Raw genomic sequence first — 18,253 nt, 5'->3', positions numbered from 1 at the left:
GGCCGCCGCGCCCCCGTGCGCGCGTTTTGGCCGCGCCAGGCGCGCTCAGGCTCAGCCGGTGCCATGCCCGGCGAGACCGCGCAGCCAGTCCAGGACCTCTGGCGAGCGGTTTCGCGCCAGCAGCGCCAGGCCGGCCAGGCGCCGGACGGCCTCGTCGTTCCCGCTCAGCGACAAGGCGTCGAGCACCCCTCCCAGGATGGGGTCGGGCATGTCGTGGATGGCCGCGAGGCCGGCCGTTTCATGGGCGCCCAAGGGACACCCGGACAGCCGCTTGATGGCGTGGAACACCGGCTCGGGCAGCGCCATGGCCTGAAGGTCGCGGGCGAGGTCGGCCAGCTCCTGCTCGGCATAGGGGGTGGTCTGTGGGGTGTCGCGGGGGGCACCCCAGTCCCACCGCGCGGCCGCCGGCCAGTGGGCCACCACAATGGCCTTCAGCCCCGGGGCCACCGCCCGGGTCCGCGCGCCGAGGATGGCCTTGGCCGCGACAAAGGCGAAGGCCTTGGCGGCGGGCGGGTAGAGCCGGCCCAGGCATTCCAGCACGCCCAGCAGCTGGCGCGGGGTGCTGTGCCGAAGGAAGGCCACGACGTCCCGCTCGGCTCCGCAGGCCGCGAAGGCGCTCAGGGCCCGCATCACCGTCGGCGGGTCCAGCAGCGGATCGGCGGACGACAGGGCCAAAGGATGGGCGTCGGCCAGGGCGAGCAGGTAGCGGGCGGCGGCGGTGGCGTGCATCAGTGGCGCGGAGACGACGTCGGGCGCGGTGGCTGGCGCGCTGGGCGCCAGAGGGTCGCTCGCCGGCGCCAACAGGCGCCGCAGACCCAGCGCGGCCCCGGGGTGGATGCCCCAGAGCCAGCTCAGCAGGGCGTCCATGTCGCCCGTGTTCGAGAACGTCGCCAGCCACAGTCGCAGCGGCGCGGCGCCGTGGTTGCCGCAGGACAGGTGGGACAGGGCGGTCCACAGCCTGGCGCTCAGGGGAATGGGCTTGCAGCTCACGATGTGCCGGGCCGCGCCGACGACGTACGGGAAGTCGGCCAGCGCGGGCTGGGTCGCGTTGACGTAGCCGGTGAGCGCGGGGTTCGCTGGCGCCAGGTGCCGCTCGACGTGGTGCTTGATCGCGCTGAGCGCGTCCCTGGCCCCCGGTCGCCGTTCGTACGCCTTGAAGCAGCCATTGAACCGGGCGAGGAACCGCTTCACACAGCGGTCCAGGTGGGGCTTCATCTCGGCCGGGCAGTCGGCGCTGGTGGGCAGGTGTTCGAGCAGCTGGTCCAGGTGCTCGGCGAGGCCGTTGCTTCTGCATGGCGCGGGCAGGGCCGCCAGCATCAGCACGGCGAACGCGGGGCGTGCGTGCAGGGGCAGCTTGTCCAGGAACACCAGCAGGCTGTACTGGCCCGCGCAGTCGGGGCTGGCGTGGGCTTGCGCGTCGAAAAACACCTCCACCAGGTCCGCGGTGCTGCTGCAGTCCCGCAGCTGGAGCGCCGTGTAGGCCATGTGGCAGCCGAGGTGGCCGATGCAGGCGTGCACCTCGTTCAGCAGCGCCGGCCTTGGGGTGGGCGCGGTGCCGTTGCGCCGCGGCACTGTCGTGACGGGGCTGGAAAAACCCCCGACGCGCTTCACGCGAACGCCTCCAGCACGCGCCGGTACTGCACCGCCTCCGCCACGTCGGCCGCAACCACGCGCTCGTGCCCGGCCAGGTCGGCGATGGTGCGCGCCACGCGCAGCGCGCGGTGCGTGCCGCGCCCGCTCCAGGCCAGGCGCACGGCCGCCGCGTGCAGGAACTTCAGCGCCGCCGGCTCGGCGCGCGCGTGCTCCTCGAGCGCGCCGCCCGCGAGCGCGCGATTGGGCAGGCCCTGGCGCCGCAGCGCGCGCTCGCGGGCGGCCACCACGCGCGAGCGCACCCCGGCGCTGCCCTCGCCGGGCGGGCCCTGCAGCAGCTGCTCGCTGGGCAGCGCGGGCACCTCCACCTGCAGGTCGATGCGGTCGAGCAGCGGGCCGCTGAGCCGGCCCTGGTAGCGCTGCACCTGCTCGGGCGTGCAGCGGCAGGCCCGCACCGGGTGGCCGCGGTAGCCGCAGGGGCAGGGGTTCATGGCGGCCACGAGCTGGAAACGCGCGGGGAATTCGGCCTGCTGCGCCGCGCGCGAGACGCGGATGCGGCCGGTCTCCAGCGGCTCGCGCAGCGCCTCCAGCGCGTGGCGCGCGAACTCGGGCAGCTCGTCGAGGAACAGCACGCCCTGGTGGGCGAGCGAGATCTCGCCCGGCCGCGGCGGCGAGCCCCCGCCCACCAGCGCCACGGCGGAGGCGCTGTGGTGCGGCGCGCAGAAGGGCCGTTCGCCCCAGCGCGCGGGATCGAAGCGCCCGGCCAGCGAGGCCACGGCCGCGGCCTGCAGGGCCTCGTCGGTGGCCATGGGCGGCAGCAGCCCGCCCAGGCGCTGCGCCAGCATGGACTTGCCGGCGCCCGGCGGCCCCACCAGCAACAGGCTGTGGCCGCCGGCGGCCGCGATCTCCAGCGCGCGGCGCGCGGCCACCTGGCCTTTCACGTCGGCAAGGTCGGGTCCCCCGGGCGGCGCCGGGGCGCCGTCGCGCGGCTCCAGCCGCGCCCAGCCCGCGTCGTCCGGCGGGGCCGGCGGCTCGCGGCGCAGGCGCGCCACCACGTCGATGAGGTGGCGCGCGCGCACCACATGGGCGCCGGGCACCAGGGCGGCCTCTTCGGCGCTGCCCGGTGGCAGCACCAGGGTGCGGGGGGCCGCGTCCTGCGCGAGGGCCAGCGCCATGGCCAGCGCGCCGCGCACCGGGCGCAGTTCGCCGCCCAGGGACAGCTCGCCCGCGTACACGCCGCGCGCCAGGGGTTCGGCCTCGATCTGCCCGCTGGCGGCCAGGATGCCCAGCGCGATCGGCAGGTCGAAACGCCCCGAGTCCTTGGGCAGGTCGGCCGGCGCCAGGTTCACGGTGATGCGCTGGCTGTGCGGGAACTCCAGGCCGCTGTTGGCGATGGCCGCGCGCACCCGCTCGCGCGCTTCCTTCACCTCGGTGTCGGCCAGGCCCACCAGCGTGAAGCTGGGCAGGCCGTTGGCCAGGTGGACTTCCACGCTCACGGGCCGGGCGGCCAGCCCCTGCAGCGCGCGGCTGTGCACATGCGCCAGCGCCATGGGTGTTCTCCCTGTTCAGGTGCGCGGCCGCCGGCGGCGACCACGGGGCGGCCGATTCTGCGGGCGCCGCCGGCGCGACACGGGTGGGGGTGTCGGGGCGCCGGCCCGTCCCCGATTCGGCGCACCAGGCACCTTGATGGTGCGTCCCGGCCCCCCGGGGGTGCCGCGGCGCGGGCGGGGCCTCATCCTGGTGCCGACCGCCCCTGGGGGCGGGCACCCGGGCGCTCCGGGTTGGCACACAAGCTGCTAAGGCTGACACCAGATCAACCAACCCCTGGAGGGATCGTCGTGAAAATGGTTTCAGCCGTCATCAAGCCGTTCAAGCTGGACGAGGTGCGCGAGGCGCTCTCCGGCGTGGGCGTGCAGGGCATCACCGTCACCGAGGTCAAGGGCTTCGGCCGGCAGAAGGGGCACACCGAGCTCTACCGCGGCGCGGAGTACGTGGTCGACTTCCTGCCCAAGGTCAAGATCGAAGCGGCCGTCGCGGACGACCTGGTCGAGCGCGTCATCGAGGCCATCGAAGGCGCCGCGCGCACCGGAAAGATCGGCGACGGAAAGATCTTCGTCTCGCCGCTCGAGCAAGTGGTCCGCATCCGCACCGGCGAGACCGGCAACGAGGCGATCTGACCCAGCCATCCCCTGAACCCAACCGAGTCCATCCAAATGAAGAAACTCCTGGCTTCCCTGTTGCTGGGCCTGGGCCTGGCGATCGGCGGTGGCGCAGCCATCGCGCAATCGACCACCGAGGCCCCACCGGCCGCTGCCGCTCCCGCGGCCCCCGCCGCCGAAGCGCCCGCCGCTGCCGCGCCGGCCGCCCCCGCCGCCGAGGCCCCCGCCGCCGCTGAAGCGCCCAAACTCGACAGCGGCGACACCGCGTGGATGCTCACGTCCACGCTGCTCGTCATCCTGATGACCATCCCCGGCCTGGCCCTGTTCTATGGCGGCCTGGCGCGCTCGAAGAACATGCTGTCGGTGCTCATGCAGGTGATGGTGATCTTCTCGCTCATCTCCCTGCTGTGGGCCATCTACGGCTTCTCGCTCACCTTCGGCGGTGCGGGCACCTTCTTCGGCTCCTTCGACAAGCTGTTCCTTGCCGGCACCAAGGCCGACACCATGTCGTCGGCGCTGGCGACCATCCCCGAGTACGTGTTCATCGCCTTCCAGGGCACTTTCGCCGCCATCACCGTGGCGCTGATCGTGGGCTCCTTCGCCGAGCGCGTGAAGTTCGGCGCCGTGCTGCTGTTCTCGGCCCTGTGGTTCACCTTCTCGTACATCCCCATGGCCCACATGGTCTGGGGCGGCGGCCTGCTGGCGGCCGACGGCGCGCTCGACTTCGCGGGCGGCACCGTGGTGCACATCAACGCCGGTGTCGCTGGCCTGGTGGGCGCCTATGTGGTGGGCAAGCGCATCGGCTACGGCAAGGAAGCGCTGACGCCGCACTCGCTGACGCTGACCATGGTGGGCGCCTCGCTGCTGTGGGTGGGCTGGTTCGGCTTCAACGCCGGCTCGGCCGGCGCCGCCAACGGCGTGGCCGGCCTGGCCTTCATCAACACCGTGCTGGCCACGGCCGCCGCCACCCTGGCCTGGTGCCTGGCCGAGTCCCTGCTCAAGGGCAAAGCCTCCATGCTGGGCGCCGCGTCCGGCGCCGTCGCCGGCCTGGTGGCCGTGACGCCGGCCGCGGGCTTCGTCGGCCCCATGGGCTCCATCGTCCTGGGCATCGTGGCCGGCTTCGTCTGCGTCTGGGGCGTCAGCGGTCTGAAGAAGATGCTGGGCGCGGACGACGCGTTCGACGTGTTCGGCGTGCACGGCGTGGGCGGCATCGTCGGCGCCATCCTGACCGGCGTGTTCGCCGCGCCGGGCCTGGGCGGCACCGGCGCCGAGGATTTCGCCATGGGTCACCAGGTCTGGGTGCAGGTCAAGAGCGTGCTCGTGACCGTGGCCTGGTCGGGCGTCGTGGCCTTCATCGCGTACAAGATCGCCGACCTCACCATGGGCCTGCGTCCCTCGGAAGAGGCCGAGCGCGAGGGCCTGGACATCACCTCGCACGGCGAGACGGCCTACCACCGCTGATTGACTCCAGGGGGCGCCCCGTCCGAAGACGGGGTGCTTTCCGGCTCTGGCCCGAGGCCCGACAGGTCCTCGGGCTTTTTTTGGTCCGTACCCCGGGGAGCAGGGGGTGCAAGCAGGCCCTAGCATCGCCGCCCGAATCAAACAAGGAACGCGCGCATGGGCTGGATGAAGAGGCGGGGTGGTGTGGCGGTGGCAGTGGCGGCGCTGCTGCTGGTGGCTGGTCAGGCCGTCGCGGCCAAGGCCGACGATCCACCGGCGCGGCGCGCGCCGGGCAAGGTCACGTTCCACAAGGCGCCCTCCGAAGAGAGCCCGGCCGCACGCGAGCGGCGCCTCAAGCGCGAGTGCAAGGGCCGTCCCAACGCTGGCGCCTGCCTGGGATTCACCTCGCGCTGAAGCGGTGAGCTGAACGCCTGGCCAGCGTGTTATGGGGTGCGGTGCACACCCGGGCGCAGGCGCCGATAGGGATAGCGCGCCGGGTTGGCCACGGCGTCGCCGGGCGCCTCCACCAGCAGGATCTCGCGCGCCATCGCGCCGAAGTCGGCGCGGAAGTGGCAGGTGCTCTTGAGCGCCAACAGCGCGGCGGCGGCCGGGTCGGCGCCCAGGTGGTGAAAGGGCGCGGGGTCGAAGGCCTGCATGCGCACGGAGCTGACCACCACGCGCGCGCCACCGAGGCGCAGCAGTGCCATCGGGCCGAGCTCGGTGGCGTTGCCGCCGGCCACCTGGCCGGTGGTGGTGAAGCGCCCGTCGCCCAGGCGCTCAACGGTGAAGCGTCCCACGAACGCCGGCTGATCCGGTACCCCGTGGGTGCCCCCCAGCGCCAGGCCGAGGCAGGCGCCCTCGCCAGCGGCGTGTGCGGCGGCCGCGGCCTCGGGGTCGCACAGGATGCCCAGCAGCGCGTCGGGGGCCTGCTGGCGCACCAGCTCGGCGAGCACGCCCGTGCAGGCGGCGCTGCCGCCCGCGCCGGGGTTGTCCTGCACGTCGGCCAGCACCACGGGGCCGCGTCCCGGCGCCTGCGCATGTCGCAAGGCCAGGCGCACGGCGGTGTCGCAGGGCAACAGCCGGGCGTCGAAGGCGGCTCGGGCGTCGAGCACCTGGCGGTGCAGGGCCTCGCAGGCGGCGTCGGCCGCCGCCTGGTGGGTGGCGTGCACCATCACCGACGGGCCACACCAGTGGCTGTCGCCCGGCGGGAAGCCGGCGGCATAGCAGCGGCTGACGACGTCGCCCGCGTCCGCCAGCGACATCGCGGCGAGTCCCCGGCTGGGCTCGGCCAGCGTGGACTGGGCGTGGAGCGGGATGAGGAAGGGCGGATGCGCGATGGCCACGCCGGGCACTCGACCGCCGCCCGCAAGCCGCCGCACCAGCCGGGCGGCGAGTTCGCCGCACTGCACGCGGTCCACATGCGGGTAGGTGCGGTACACCACGGCGCCATCGATCAGGCGCGCGAAGTCGGGTGAAAGGTTGGCGTGGTAGTCCAGCGTCACCACGATGGGCAGTTGGTCCCCGACGACGCCGCGCACGCGACGCAGCAGCTCGGCCTCGGGGTCGTCCAGGGCGGGCGTTGCCATGGCGCCGTGCAGTTCAAGGAAGAGTCCGTCGAGCGCGCCGACCGCGCGCAGGCGCGAAAGCAGGGCCTGCGCGATGTGCTCGAAGGCCTCGTCGCTCACCAGGCCGCCCGCGCCACCGCTGGCCCAGGCCAGGGGCCGCAGGTGGGCGTCGGCGCCGATCGCGCGCAGAAAGCCCGTGGTGGGAAAGCTGCCCCGGGCCAGGCCGCGGGGCAGCTCATCGCCCAGCAGCAGCGGCGGGCGGTCGCGCCGCGCGAGGAAGTGCGCCAGTCCCACGTCCTGCGCCGAAGCGAAGGCGTTGGACTCGTGCGAGAAGCCGCCGAGCGCGATGCGGGGCCCGGAGCGCATCAACCCGTCTTCACCCCGCTGCGCTCCACCATGGCTCGCCAGCGCTCGCGCTCGGCCTGCATGAAGCGCGCGTGCTGCTCGGGCGTGTTGGGAGCGCTTGGCGAGATGCCCATGCCCACTACCTTGTGCAGCACCTCGGCGTCCCGCAGGGCGGCGTTGATGGCGCCGTTCAGCGTGCCCACCCTGGCCGCCGGCGTGCCGCGTGGCAGGAAGACGCCATTCCAGGTGGGCATGGCGAAGCCGGGAAAGCCCAGCTCCGCCACCGTGGGCAGATCGGGCGCGCCGCGCAGCCGCTCGGGCGCCAGTGTGGCCAGCTGGCGCAGCTTGCCTTCCTGCGCCAGCTGCCGCGCCAGCGACAGCGTCATCAGCGCCAGGTCCACGCGACCGGATACCAGGTCGGACACCACATGGGCCTCACCCTTGTAGGGGATGTGGTTCAGCGACACGCCGGCCAGCTTCCACAGGTACTCCTGCGCCACGTGCAACGTACCCAGCGGGCCGGCCGACATATAGCTCACCTCGCCGGGGCGCTGCTTCGCGCGGGCGAGCAGGCCGGCCAGGTCCTGGTCGGGGCTGGCGGCGGCAACCACCATCACGAAGTCCACGAAGCAGAAGTTGCCCGCGCCGACGAAATCGCTCGCGGGCCTATAGGGCAGCGCGGGCTGCGTGTACTCGAGCAGGGCGTTGGTGCCCACGCCGCCGAACAGCGCGGTGTGGCCATCCGGGGCCGCGCGCGCCACGTGGGTGGCGGCGATGGCGCCGGCCGCGCCCACGCGGTTGTCCACCACCACGGGCTGACGCAGGGACTGCTCCATCGAGCGCGCGAGGTGGCGCGCGAGCACGTCGGTGGCGCCGCCTGCCGAGAAGGGCACCACCAGTTGGATGGGCCGGGCCGGGTAGCCCGCCTGGGCGCGGGCCAGACCCGCGAGGCCGAGGGCGCTGCCGCCGGCGGCCATGAGGCGCAGCCAGTGGCGGCGTGTGGTGCGCAGGGGGTGGTTTAGGGGTTGGGGCATGCCAGGGTCTCCTTCTTGGGGGTCATGAAAGGCCATGGTGGCGCCTAGTCCAGCCGGATACCGGCTTGGCGCACCACCTGGCCCCACTTGTCGTACTCGCTGCGCACGAAGCGCTGCAGATCCTCGGGTGTGCTCCCGGCAGGTTCGGCGCCCAGCTTGGCCAGGCGCTCCAGCAAGGCCGGGTCCTTGAGCGCGCTCACCACCTCGCCTTGCAGGCGCTTGACGATGGCCGGCGGCGTGCCGACTGGCGCAAACAGGCCGTACCAGGCGCTGACCTCGTAGCCCGGCACGCCGGCCTCGGCGATGGTGGGCACCTCGGGAAAGGCGGTGGAGCGCTTCGCATTGGCCACCGCGATGGGCCGCAGCTTGCCGGCGCGGATGTGCGGCTCCACCGTGGCCAGGTCGAAGGTCATGTCCACCTGGCCGGCCACCACGTCGGTCACGCCCTGCACCACACCCTTGTACGGCACGTGCACGATGTCGATCTTCGCCATGGTCTTGAGCAGTTCGCCCGCCAGGTGCTGCGAAGCTCCTGCGCCGCCCGAGGCGTAGGTGAGCTTGCCCGGGTGGGTGCGCGCGTAGGCCAGCAGGGAGCGCATGTCGGTCACCGGCACCGACGGGTGGGTAACCAGCATCAGCGTGCCGCTGGCCACCAGGCTGATGGGCGCGAAGTCCTTCAGCGTGTCGTAGGGCATGCGCGAGAACAGGTGCGCGTTGACGGCGTTGGTACCGATCGAGCCCATCAGCAGGGTGTGGCCGTCGGGCTTGCTCTTGGCCACGGCGTCGGCGCCGATGTTGCCGCTGGCGCCGGGCTTGTTCTCCACCACGAAGGGCTGGCCCAGGCGCTGCGCGGCGTGCTGTGCGATGGCGCGCGCCAGGATGTCGGTGAGCCCGCCGGCCTGGAAGGGCACCACGATGCGCACCGGTGCGTTGGGGTAGTCGGTGCTGCCTTGTGCGGCGGCGGTGAGGCTGGCGGCGGCGAGCGCCAGGGCGGCAATGGTCTTGTGCATGGTGTCTCCTCGTGCTCCGTGGGGTGGGTGGCCAGGATCAGTGCGTCCCGTCCAGGATCGCGCCGTCCGCGCGCAGCCGCTCACGCAGGGCCTGCACGGGGATGGTGGCGAAATCGGCGTCGCCGCGAGGGCCGCTGTCCAGCAGCATGGCCGCTGCGGTGCCGGCTGCCTGGCCCATCGCCAGGCAGGGACCCATCACGCGCGCGGATCCGTGGGCGCCGCGATCGGCCGACAGGATGCGGCCCGCGGCCACGACGTTGGGCACGCCCTGGGGCAGCAGGCAGTCCCAGGGGATGTCGTAGGATCCGCCGTCCTGAACGGGGATGCGGATTTGCCCCGTGCCCGACTGGTGGATGTCCACGTGGTGCGAGCCCTTGGCGATGCCGTCCTCGCGCTTGCGCGCGCCCAGCACGTCGTCCTGCGACAGGCTCTGGCGGCCGACGATGCGGCGCGTCTCGCGCACGCCCACGCGGGTGGCGATGCCGCTGTAGGCGGCCTGCTCGAAGCCCGGCACGTGGCGCTGCATGAAGGACGCGCACTGAAGCACCTGATCGGACAGCGTGGCCAGCGTCGCGCTCAGCGCCTGCGTGCGCGTGCCGTCGATGCCACCGACGCGGGTGGTGTTCAGGCACACCTCGCCGCGCTGACGCGAGGTGGGCTGGATCATGATCAGCGCGGTGGGGTAGAGCTCGCCGCGCGCGATGGCGCCAGTCACCAGCGGGCCGTCGCCCTTGAGGAACACCGTGGGCTCGCCTTGCTGGCGCGCTGCCTCGGCCAGCTCGCGGTCGGTGCGGCCCTGGCGGATCGCCTCGCTCTCGCCGAGCGCGAAGTGCTCCGGGTGCGCGTGGAGGAAATCGAGCAGCGCCTGTGTGCGCACGCCGGCCATGCGGAACATCAGCGAGACCGGTTGCAGCTCGCCGTCGGTGCCGCCTTGCAGCACCTGGCCACCGACCGCGCGCACGATGTCGGCGTCGCCCGAGCAGTCGATGAACAGCGGCGCGCGCAGCTCGGTGATGCCTTCCTTGTTGCGCACCTGCAGCGCGCGCACCGTGGCGCCGTCGCGCAGCACGCCGGTGGCGCAGGTGTGCAGCAGCAGGCGCACCCCGGCGCGCGCCAGGCAGCGCGCCACCGCGAGCTTCATCACCTCCGGGTCCAGGCACACGTACCAGATCAGCCGCCAGTCGTTGAGGGGGCCGATGTAGCCGCCGAGCCGCTCGCACTCGGCCAGCAGCTCGCGGCCCGTGCCGCCCAGGATCCACTCGCCGCGCGCGTTCAGCGCGCCGTCGATGGCCATGCCACTGACCAGCTCGCCCCCGGGCAGGGTGCCGGCCTCCACCAGCGTGGTGCGCGCCCCGGCGCGCGCGGCCGCCAGCGCGGCCGCCACGCCTGCCGCGCCCGCGCCCAGCACCACCACGTCGCTCTCCATCACCTGCCGTGCGGCGGCGAAGTCTTCGTTCATCGTCATCGTCTGCCTTGCTCCATCTGCGTCCCGCTCAGGTGATCGGGCCTGGAAAAATTATTCCGGGGCCCCGTCGTCTTGTGGGCATGGATCGGCGCGGTTTTTCCGTATAGTGGACAAAATGTCCCGAGCCCCTTCCACCACCGATGGCGCGCGCAGCCTTCACCGCGCGATCGGCCTGCTGCGCCTGCTGTCCATGCGCACGGCCACCGGCTGGCGCCTGAGCGACCTCGCGCAGGAGGCCGCGCTGGAGCATTCCACCGTGCACCGCATGCTGGGCTGCCTGCTCGACGAGGGCTTGGCCGTGCGCGTGCCGGGCACGCGGCGCTATGCAATCGGTCCGCTGGCCTACGAACTGGGCGTGGCCGCCGCGCCGCACTTCGCCATCGAGCGCCTGGCCGCGTCCGCACTGGCGCGGCTCGCGGCCGAGACGCGCGACATCGTGTTCCTCAACGTGCGCAGCGGCGCCGAATCGGTCTGCGTCGCGCGCTTCGACGGCCGCAAGGCGCTCAAGGCCTACACGGTGGACGTGGGCACGCGCCGACCGCTGAGCCTGTCGGCTGGCGGGGTGGCCATGCTGATCGCGCTGCCGCGCGCGGAGCAGGCGCGCCTGGAAGCGCTCAACCTGCAGGCCATCGTGCGCCGGGGCGAGGCGCGCCAGACCGCCGTGCGCCGCATGGTGCAGCGCTCGCGCCGTCTGGGCTACGGCTTCAACCAGGAAGACATCATCCCGGGCATCGCCGCCATCGGGGTGGTGATCCGCGCGCCGGGTGGCGCCCCGGTTGCCTCGCTGAGCCTGGCCGCTACCGGCACCGACCTCATGCCGCGCCAGACCCGCCTGCTGGCGCAGCTGCGCCGCCAGGCCGAGGCCATCGAGGCCCAACTCGGGGCGCTGCGCTACCCGGGCTGACCCTGCCCGGATTGCAGCCGCGCGTGCAAAAAATTCAAGGCCCATGTGGTGAGTGGCCGCTACCATCGCCGCCACCATGTCCGCGCCCCACGACGCGCTGGCCCCCGCCGCTGCCCCCGGGCAGGGCTTCGTGCCGGCCAGCGACCACCCCTCAGCCCTTATCGACCAGGTGCGCGCCGCCGTGGCCGCGCGCGCGCCGCTGCGCATCGCCGGCGGCGGCAGCAAGTCCTTCGTGCACGCGCCCGCCCAGGGCGCCGCGCTCGACGTGCGCGCCCACCGCGGCATCCTCAGCCACGAGCCCAGCGAGCTGGTGGTCACCGTGCGCGCCGGCACGCCGCTGGCCGAGCTGGAAGCCGCGCTGGCCGAGCACGGCCAATGCCTGCCGTTCGAGCCGCCGCGCTTCGGCGCCGGCGGCACCGTGGGCGGCGCCGTGGCCAGTGGCCTGGCCGGCCCGGCGCGCGCCAGCGTGGGCGGCGCGCGCGACTATGTGCTCGGCGCGCGCCTCATCAACGGGCGCGGCGAGCTGCTCACCTTCGGCGGCCAGGTCATGAAGAACGTGGCCGGTTACGACGTGAGCCGCGCGCTCGCGGGCAGTTGGGGCGCGCTCGGTGTGATCACCGAACTCAGCCTGAAGGTGTTGCCGGTGGCGCCGGCCGAGGCCACGCTGGCCTTCGGCGTCGACCAGTCCAACGCGCTGGAGCGCTTGCACCGCTGGGGCGGGCAGCCGCTGCCGCTCAACGCCTCGCGCTGGCAACGCGAGGCCGACGGGGACGATCGCCTGTTCCTGCGCCTGCGCGGCGCCGCCGCAGCGGTGGAGGCCGCGTGCGAGCGCCTGCTCGCCGAAGCGCCGGGCCAGCGCCTGGACAACACCTGCGCCAGCGCCGACTGGACCGCCTGCCGCGACCAGCACCTGCCCTTCTTCACCCACGCGCCCTCGGCCGACCATGGCCTGTGGCGGATCAGCGTGCCGCAGACCGCCGCGCCGCTGCTGGCCACCTGGCCGCAGCTCATCGAATGGCAGGGCGCCCAGCGCTGGCTGTGGGCGCCGGCGGCGGCGGCCGATGAGATCCGCGCCGCCGCGCGCGCGGCCGGCGGCCACGCGCAGCTGTTCCGCGCCCCGGCCTCGGGCGACGGTGGCGTGCCGCGCGCGGACACGCCCGGCCCCGCGCTGCAGGCCGTGATGCGCCGCCTGCGCGAGGCCTTCGACCCGCACGGCATCTTCCAGGCCCCGACCCTCTTCTGACATGCAGACCCAGCTCGCTCCCGAGTTCCAGGGCACCGCGCGCGGCCGCGAGGCCGAGTCCATCCTGCGCAAGTGCGTGCACTGCGGCTTCTGCACGGCCACCTGCCCCACCTACCAGCTGCTCGGTGACGAGCTGGACGGCCCGCGCGGGCGCATCTACCTCATCAAGCAGGTGCTCGAAGGCGCCACGCCCACGCGCAAGACGCAACAGCACCTGGACCGCTGCCTCACCTGCCGCAACTGCGAAAGCACCTGCCCCAGTGGCGTGCAGTACGGCCACCTGGTCGACATCGGCCGGGCCGTGGTCGAGGAAAAGGTGCCACGCCCCACGGGCGAGCGCGCCGTGCGCTGGCTGCTCAAGGAGGGCCTGAGCTCGCCGCTGTTCGGCCCGGCCATGAAGCTGGGCCAGGCGGTGCGCGGCCTGCTGCCCGGCGCGCTCCAGGCCAAGGTGCCCGCGCCGCGCCCCGCCGGCGCGTGGCCCACGCGTGCGCACCCGCGCCAAGTGCTGATGCTCGCGGGCTGCGTGCAGCCCTCGATGTCGCCCAACATCAACGCCGCCACCGCGCGCGTGCTGGACGCCGCCGGCATCCAGGCCCTGGTGGCGCCCGAGGCCGGCTGCTGCGGCGCGGTGAAGTTCCACCTCAATGACCACGGCGGTGGTCTGGCGCAGATGCGCGCCAACATCGACGCCTGGTGGCCCTTCGTGCAGCAGGGCGCCGAGGCCCTGGTGATGAACGCCTCGGGCTGCGGCGTGATGGTGAAGGACTATGGTCACCTGCTGCGCGACGACCCCGCCTACGCCGACAAGGCCGCGCGCATCAGCGCGCTCACGCGCGACCTGTCCGAGCTGCTGCCGGACCTGGTGCCCGCGCTGAAGCCCAAGCTGGCGCGCCGGCCCGACCCGCAGCGCGTGGTGGCCTACCACCCGCCCTGCACCCAGCAGCACGGCCAGCAGCTGCGCGGCGGGGTGGAGCGCGGCCTGGGCGAGCTCGGCTTCACCGTGCAACTCGCGCGCAACGAGGCGCACCTGTGCTGCGGCTCGGCCGGCACCTACTCGGTGCTGGAGCCGCAGATCGCCTACGAACTGCGCGACCGCAAGCTCGGCCACCTGGGCGAACTTCAGCCCGCCGTCATCGCCAGCGCCAACATCGGCTGCATCACCCACCTGCAGAGCGGCACGGCCACGCCCGTGCGGCACTGGGTCGAACTGCTCGACGAGGCGCTGCAGGCCTGAGAAGCTGCCAACCCACCCGCCATGGCCGGCATGATCCCCGCGCTCGCCACTCTCCTGCTGTTCCAGCTGTTCGGCGAGGTGGCCGTGCTGCTCACGGGCGCGCCGGTGCCGGGGCCGGTGGTGGGCCTGTCCCTGCTGCTGGCCGCGCTGGCGCTGCGTCCGGCCTGGCTGGACGCCATCAAGCCCACCGCGCAAGGTCTGCTGCAGCACCTGTCGCTGCTCTTCGTGCCGGCCGGTGTGGGCGTCATGCAGCACCTGCAGCGCCTGGGCGACGAGGCCCTGGCCATCGGCGTGGCGCTGGTGGTCAGCACGCTGGTGGGCCTGGCCGTCTCGGCCTGCACCATGGTGTGGCTCATGCGGCGCCAGAACCGCCGCGCGGAGGCTTCGCGGTGAACCCCGAGGCCCCGCGCCGCCTGATCGACATCTGGGTCTACCTCGCGGCCACGCCGCTGCTGGGGCTCACGCTCACGCTGCTCGTCTACCACGCCGCCTTCGTGCTCTACCGGCGCAGCGGCTTCCATCCCCTGGCCAACCCGGTGCCGCCCACGGTGCTGGTGCTGGCCACGCTGCTGTGGGCCACGGGCACGCCCTACGCCACCTATTTCGAGGGCGCGCAGTTCGTGCATTTCCTGCTCGGCCCGGTCACGGTGGCGCTGGCGGTGCCGCTGTTCGAGCAGCTGCACCGGCTGCGCCGCCTGGCGTTGCCGCTGCTGGCGGCGCTGGTGGCCGGCGCGCTGGCCGCCGCCGCCACCGCCATCGTGGTGGCCTGGGCGCTGGGCGCGTCGCCCGCTACCATGGCCTCGCTGGCGCCCAAGTCGGTCACCATGCCGGTGGCCATGGGCATCTCGGAAAAGATCGGCGGTCTGCCCTCGCTCACCGCTGTGCTGGTGATGGCGACGGGCGTGCTGGGGGCGGTGGGCGGGCGCTTCCTGTTCGATGCCTTGCGCATCCACGAGCCGGCGGTGCGCGGCTTCGCGCTGGGCACCATCGCGCACGGCATCGGCACCGCGCGCGCGTTTCAAGAGGGCGAAGAGGCCGGCGCCTTCGCGGGCCTGGCCATGGGCCTGAGCGCCTTGCTCAACGCACTGGTGCTGCCGTCGCTGGCGGCGGCGCTGCTGCGCTGGCTCTAGTGCGCGCGGCCTGAGCCGGCCTGGTGTCCGCCGGCGTGCCGCATCGGGCCGAGTACCCGACGAACGAACGCGGGTGACGGCGCGTTCGAAGAGACCGGCCGGTAGGCGCAGATCGAATGCGCCAGCAGCAGCCCGACAGGATCTCGGTAGGGGAGAGCGCCCGCCGGTCAAGGCGCGGGCTACGCCGTGGGCCGTTGCACGCCGGACAAGGCACTGTCGTACAGCGCGTTCGCCTGCGCCGCGCAGCGCCGCAGTTCATCGGCCAGGCGGCCTTCGTGCATCGGTTCTTGCGCGTCGTTCAGGCGCACACGCAGCACCAGGTGCCGGCTTTCGCGCTCCAGGCCGATCACCTCGCCGCGCTCGCCGTCGAGCGAGAGGTTGATGGCCAGCACCTCCTCCAGCAGCTCCGCGGGGTTGGCGTCCGGCCCGACCGGGCCGAGATCGGCGTAGCAGAAGACGCCCTCGGGGTCCTGGTCTTCCTCGTGAAATGCCCCGACCTTCACCCCGTCGAGGATCACCTCGCCACCGTTGAACAGGGCGTTGGGTTCGCGCAGGCCCAGGGCGCGCGCCGTGCCGCGGCACAACTCCTGGAATTGGTCGGGGGTCATGGGGCGGCCTTTCGTCGGACGGGCGCCCGGCGCGGCGACCGGGCAGGAACCGGGATTCTGGTCGCCACGGGACCGCCCGGCCATCTGCCAAAGGGATGGGTGTCCTGGCGACTAGGCCGGGTAGATGGTGAAGGAACGATCACGGGACCTGTCGCTACTCAGGCCGCGAGTTGGGTTTTCTGACTTGCCACCGTCCCGGATCGGGATGCCCCCTGTTCTCCTTGCCGTTCTTCGCCATGGGTTTTTCTCCTCTCAAGCTTCAAAACCCCCACAAGGCCCGACACGAGCTGTCGACCGCTGGAGCGGTGGGCCGCGCTGTCAAGGATGGTGCGCAAAACCTCGTTCGCGGCGTCAAGGCCGTGGCGCTGTTGCCGCACAACCTCAAGAAACAGGTCTACCGCAGCGACAAGTCCAAGCCCGTGCAGTGGATCGACGCCAGCCGCAAGGCGCAGCGCCATGGGCTGCGTGACCAGCACAAGGTCGAGCGCCAGGCCGCAGACGATGCCGAACGCGAGGTCCGCATGGCCGTTCGCCTCGCGATCAGGACCCAGTGGGCGGTTCAAGCCCAGGCGCCGGCGAAGGCCCCACTTGCCGCGCCACACGGTGCTGCCCCCGCCCCAGCGCAGGCTGAAGCCATCGCGCGGGTCGATGCGGCCCTGACGACCTATGCCCAGGTGCTCAAGGGCGACAAGTTCGAGACGTCGGATGCCAGCGAATTCGATCGCGTGGCCTTGATGGCCCTGCGCCAGTTGCGCGACGACCGAGGGATTTCGCAGAAGGACTACGAGCGGTTCATGAGGGCGGGCGACGGCTTCTCGACCGAATCAACCGCCGATCGCAACCAGCGCTTTTCCCCGTTCGGAGGCGAGGCGGACCCGGTGCGCCGGCTGTGCGAGGCCACCATTGGCGAGGCTTGGCAGCGCTTGCTGGAAGGCCAATGGGGCCGGCAGGGCGACCAGCAGCCCATGCGCGTGGACGCGGTGGTGGCCTGGGTGCAGGCCCATCCCGCGGCGCCGATCGACGCGCCCGCTGAGGGGGCGCCCGGCGCGGTAGCCTCGCGGGGGAAGGACATCGAGGATGGCGCCAAGCAGGTGGCCCAACGCTTGCTGAACCTGAAAGACCGCCTGCTTGGTGGTGAGCGGGGCGGTGCGTCCGAGGGCCCCACCCCGAACGGGTCGGGACCTGCGCAAGAACCACCCATCGAGAAATCGGTGTCGGCCGCGACGGCTCCCGGCGATCTCGAGGGCGGCTCTTCACCCAAGGCCGCGGCCCAGTCGAGCACGCCGATCGCGGCGATACAGCAGGCGGTTCAAGACTTCGTCGGCCTGTTTGCCCACCCCGAACCCACCCGCTTGCCCGATGCGCCCGTGCAGCCGGAGGCGGTGGTCGAGGCGCCACCGGTCAAGGAGCCTGTGACGTTCACGCGGGAAGAAAAGCTGGCGCAGGTGGACGCCGCCTGGGCGACGTACGGCACGGTGCTGGGTGGCGAGGTGCCCGAAGGCGCGAACACTTCGCTGGACGCCGAAACCCTTCAGCGCTTGGCCAGCAACGCGATGCTCCAGCTGCACGATGCGGGCGTGGATCACGCAAGCCGATGTCGCTCGGTTCAACGAGCCGAATCGCTTCATCACGCGCGAAACCCCGGGCGAGCGCGCTCAGCGCTTCATCCCGGGCGAGGCCCCCAACCGGGTCGCGGCGCGCCAGCTGTGCGAGGTCGCCATCGGCCAGGCCTGGGCCCGTGCGTACGGTGTCGAGGGGCGCAGCGCCCCGGTCCAGCCCTTCACCATCGGTGAGTGGCGCAAGCGCGGCGCTCCTGCGCAGGCGATCGCGCCGACGCCCCTCTCCTGATGGCCTGGCGGGCCTGCAAGGCCCGTGGTCAGCGAGCGATCAAGCCGCCAGCGCCGCCTCGATGTCCCCCGCCAGCTTGGCCGGCGCATCCTGCGGCGCGTAGCGCTTGAGCACCTGGCCGTCCTTGCCGACCAGGAACTTGGTGAAGTTCCACTTGATGGCCTTGCTGCCCAGCAGCCCTGGCGCCTCGGCCGTGAGCCAGCGGTACAGCGGGTGCGCCTCGGCGCCGTTGACGTCGATCTTGGCCATCATGGGGAAGCTCACACCGTAGTTGAGCTGGCAGAAGCCGGCGATCTCCTCGTTGCTGCCCGGGTCCTGCGAGCCGAACTGGTTGCAGGGGAAGCCCAGCACCGCCAGGCCGCGCGGGCCGTAGGCCTTGTGCAGCTCCTCCAGCCCCGCGAACTGCGGCGTGAAGCCGCAGGCGCTGGCGGTGTTGACGATGAGCATCACCTGGCCCTTGTAGTGGCTCAGGGGCACGGGCTGGCCGGTGATGGACAGGGCTTCGAAGTCGTAGACGCTGGGCATGAAGGGGCTCCTTGGGTGGGCGCGCGGTGTCCGGCGCGCGACAGAATCTTCACATGGCGGCACGAGCGGCGCCGCATGCCGTACCCAAAACCCAGGCGGCACGCCATACTGCGCCGTCCGACAAACGGTTTCAAAAAGTGTCGAACCACGTGG

The 18,253-nt window shown here is 72.7% G+C and carries 17 protein-coding genes; 9 read left to right on the top strand and 8 right to left on the bottom strand.

Annotated elements, in window-relative coordinates; all coding sequences use genetic code 11:
• Positions 1 to 51: 51 nt before the first annotated feature.
• Together DY262_RS11320 and DY262_RS11315 are read right to left on the bottom strand one after the other, a co-directional pair.
• On the bottom strand, positions 52 to 1,611 hold the full coding sequence (locus DY262_RS11320) for a hypothetical protein (RefSeq protein WP_147326220.1): 1,560 nt from the start codon (positions 1,609 to 1,611) through the stop codon (positions 52 to 54).
• Positions 1,608 to 3,140, bottom strand: a complete 1,533-nt coding sequence (locus DY262_RS11315) for a YifB family Mg chelatase-like AAA ATPase (protein WP_116958972.1) — start codon at positions 3,138 to 3,140, stop codon at positions 1,608 to 1,610. The genes DY262_RS11320 and DY262_RS11315 overlap by 4 nt, the downstream gene beginning before the upstream one ends.
• Before the next feature lie 288 nt (positions 3,141 to 3,428).
• On the opposite strand from DY262_RS11315, the gene DY262_RS11310 reads away from it, so the two are divergent.
• The 3 genes from DY262_RS11310 (at position 3,429) to DY262_RS11300 (ending at position 5,603) form a co-directional block, all read left to right on the top strand.
• Entirely contained in the window at positions 3,429 to 3,767 is a 339-nt protein-coding gene (locus DY262_RS11310) for a P-II family nitrogen regulator (protein WP_070400158.1), read from the top strand.
• Positions 3,768 to 3,803: 36 nt separating this feature from the next.
• Positions 3,804 to 5,210 carry an ammonium transporter gene (gene amt, locus DY262_RS11305; RefSeq protein WP_116958971.1) on the top strand — a complete coding sequence of 469 codons (1,407 nt, stop codon included), beginning with the start codon at positions 3,804 to 3,806 and terminating at the stop codon, positions 5,208 to 5,210.
• A gap of 156 nt (positions 5,211 to 5,366) precedes the next feature.
• Positions 5,367 to 5,603, top strand: coding sequence for a hypothetical protein (locus DY262_RS11300; protein ID WP_116958970.1), 237 nt, complete (start codon positions 5,367 to 5,369; stop codon positions 5,601 to 5,603).
• A gap of 29 nt (positions 5,604 to 5,632) precedes the next feature.
• Here the strand turns inward: DY262_RS11300 and DY262_RS11295 are convergent, their stop codons facing one another.
• The 4 genes from DY262_RS11295 to DY262_RS11280 are packed head-to-tail and all read right to left on the bottom strand — an operon-like array spanning position 5,633 to position 10,602.
• Positions 5,633 to 7,120: a M81 family metallopeptidase gene (locus DY262_RS11295; protein WP_116958969.1), complete on the bottom strand. Its 1,488-nt coding sequence runs from the start codon at positions 7,118 to 7,120 to the stop codon at positions 5,633 to 5,635.
• Positions 7,120 to 8,133 (bottom strand): Bug family tripartite tricarboxylate transporter substrate binding protein, encoded by a 1,014-nt coding sequence (locus DY262_RS11290; protein ID WP_181936479.1) that lies wholly within the window; start codon positions 8,131 to 8,133, stop codon positions 7,120 to 7,122. The genes DY262_RS11295 and DY262_RS11290 overlap by 1 nt, the downstream gene beginning before the upstream one ends.
• A gap of 44 nt (positions 8,134 to 8,177) precedes the next feature.
• The gene (locus DY262_RS11285; RefSeq protein ID WP_116958967.1) at positions 8,178 to 9,143 is read right to left on the bottom strand and encodes a Bug family tripartite tricarboxylate transporter substrate binding protein; all 966 of its coding nucleotides are present in this window, start codon (positions 9,141 to 9,143) and stop codon (positions 8,178 to 8,180) included.
• A gap of 37 nt (positions 9,144 to 9,180) precedes the next feature.
• Entirely contained in the window at positions 9,181 to 10,602 is a 1,422-nt protein-coding gene (locus tag DY262_RS11280) for an FAD-dependent oxidoreductase (RefSeq protein WP_181936478.1), read from the bottom strand.
• Between the two features lie 121 nt (positions 10,603 to 10,723).
• Here DY262_RS11280 and DY262_RS11275 point away from each other — a divergent pair, with 121 nt between their 5' ends.
• The 5 genes from DY262_RS11275 to DY262_RS11255 all read left to right on the top strand — a co-directional run bounded on the left by DY262_RS11275 (position 10,724) and on the right by DY262_RS11255 (position 15,119).
• Positions 10,724 to 11,512, top strand: coding sequence for an IclR family transcriptional regulator (locus DY262_RS11275; RefSeq protein WP_116958965.1), 789 nt, complete (start codon positions 10,724 to 10,726; stop codon positions 11,510 to 11,512).
• Between the two features lie 76 nt (positions 11,513 to 11,588).
• Positions 11,589 to 12,755: a glycolate oxidase subunit GlcE gene (glcE, locus tag DY262_RS11270; protein ID WP_116959264.1), complete on the top strand. Its 1,167-nt coding sequence runs from the start codon at positions 11,589 to 11,591 to the stop codon at positions 12,753 to 12,755.
• A gap of 1 nt (position 12,756) precedes the next feature.
• Entirely contained in the window at positions 12,757 to 13,989 is a 1,233-nt protein-coding gene (gene glcF, locus DY262_RS11265; protein ID WP_116958964.1) for a glycolate oxidase subunit GlcF, read from the top strand.
• A gap of 30 nt (positions 13,990 to 14,019) precedes the next feature.
• Positions 14,020 to 14,382, top strand: coding sequence for a CidA/LrgA family protein (locus DY262_RS11260; protein WP_116959262.1), 363 nt, complete (start codon positions 14,020 to 14,022; stop codon positions 14,380 to 14,382).
• Positions 14,379 to 15,119 carry an LrgB family protein gene (locus DY262_RS11255; protein WP_116958963.1) on the top strand — a complete coding sequence of 247 codons (741 nt, stop codon included), beginning with the start codon at positions 14,379 to 14,381 and terminating at the stop codon, positions 15,117 to 15,119. Before DY262_RS11260 ends, DY262_RS11255 begins: the two co-directional genes overlap by 4 nt.
• Positions 15,120 to 15,298: 179 nt before the next feature.
• Here DY262_RS11255 and DY262_RS11250 read toward each other — a convergent pair whose 3' ends face one another.
• On the bottom strand, positions 15,299 to 15,727 hold the full coding sequence (locus tag DY262_RS11250) for a CesT family type III secretion system chaperone (RefSeq protein WP_181936477.1): 429 nt from the start codon (positions 15,725 to 15,727) through the stop codon (positions 15,299 to 15,301).
• Positions 15,728 to 15,948: 221 nt separating this feature from the next.
• On the opposite strand from DY262_RS11250, the gene DY262_RS11245 reads away from it, so the two are divergent.
• The gene (locus DY262_RS11245) at positions 15,949 to 17,520 is read left to right on the top strand and encodes a hypothetical protein (RefSeq protein ID WP_147326219.1); all 1,572 of its coding nucleotides are present in this window, start codon (positions 15,949 to 15,951) and stop codon (positions 17,518 to 17,520) included.
• A gap of 94 nt (positions 17,521 to 17,614) precedes the next feature.
• Here the strand turns inward: DY262_RS11245 and DY262_RS11240 are convergent, their stop codons facing one another.
• Positions 17,615 to 18,100 carry a glutathione peroxidase gene (locus DY262_RS11240; protein ID WP_116958960.1) on the bottom strand — a complete coding sequence of 162 codons (486 nt, stop codon included), beginning with the start codon at positions 18,098 to 18,100 and terminating at the stop codon, positions 17,615 to 17,617.
• Between the last annotated feature and the right edge of the window lie 153 nt (positions 18,101 to 18,253).

The organism is Hydrogenophaga borbori (assembly GCF_003417535.1).
Taxonomy (GTDB): Bacteria; Pseudomonadota; Gammaproteobacteria; order Burkholderiales; family Burkholderiaceae_C; genus Hydrogenophaga; species Hydrogenophaga borbori.
The sequence above is the reverse complement of the archived record's forward strand: the minus strand, read 5'-3'. Positions and strand labels throughout refer to the sequence as shown.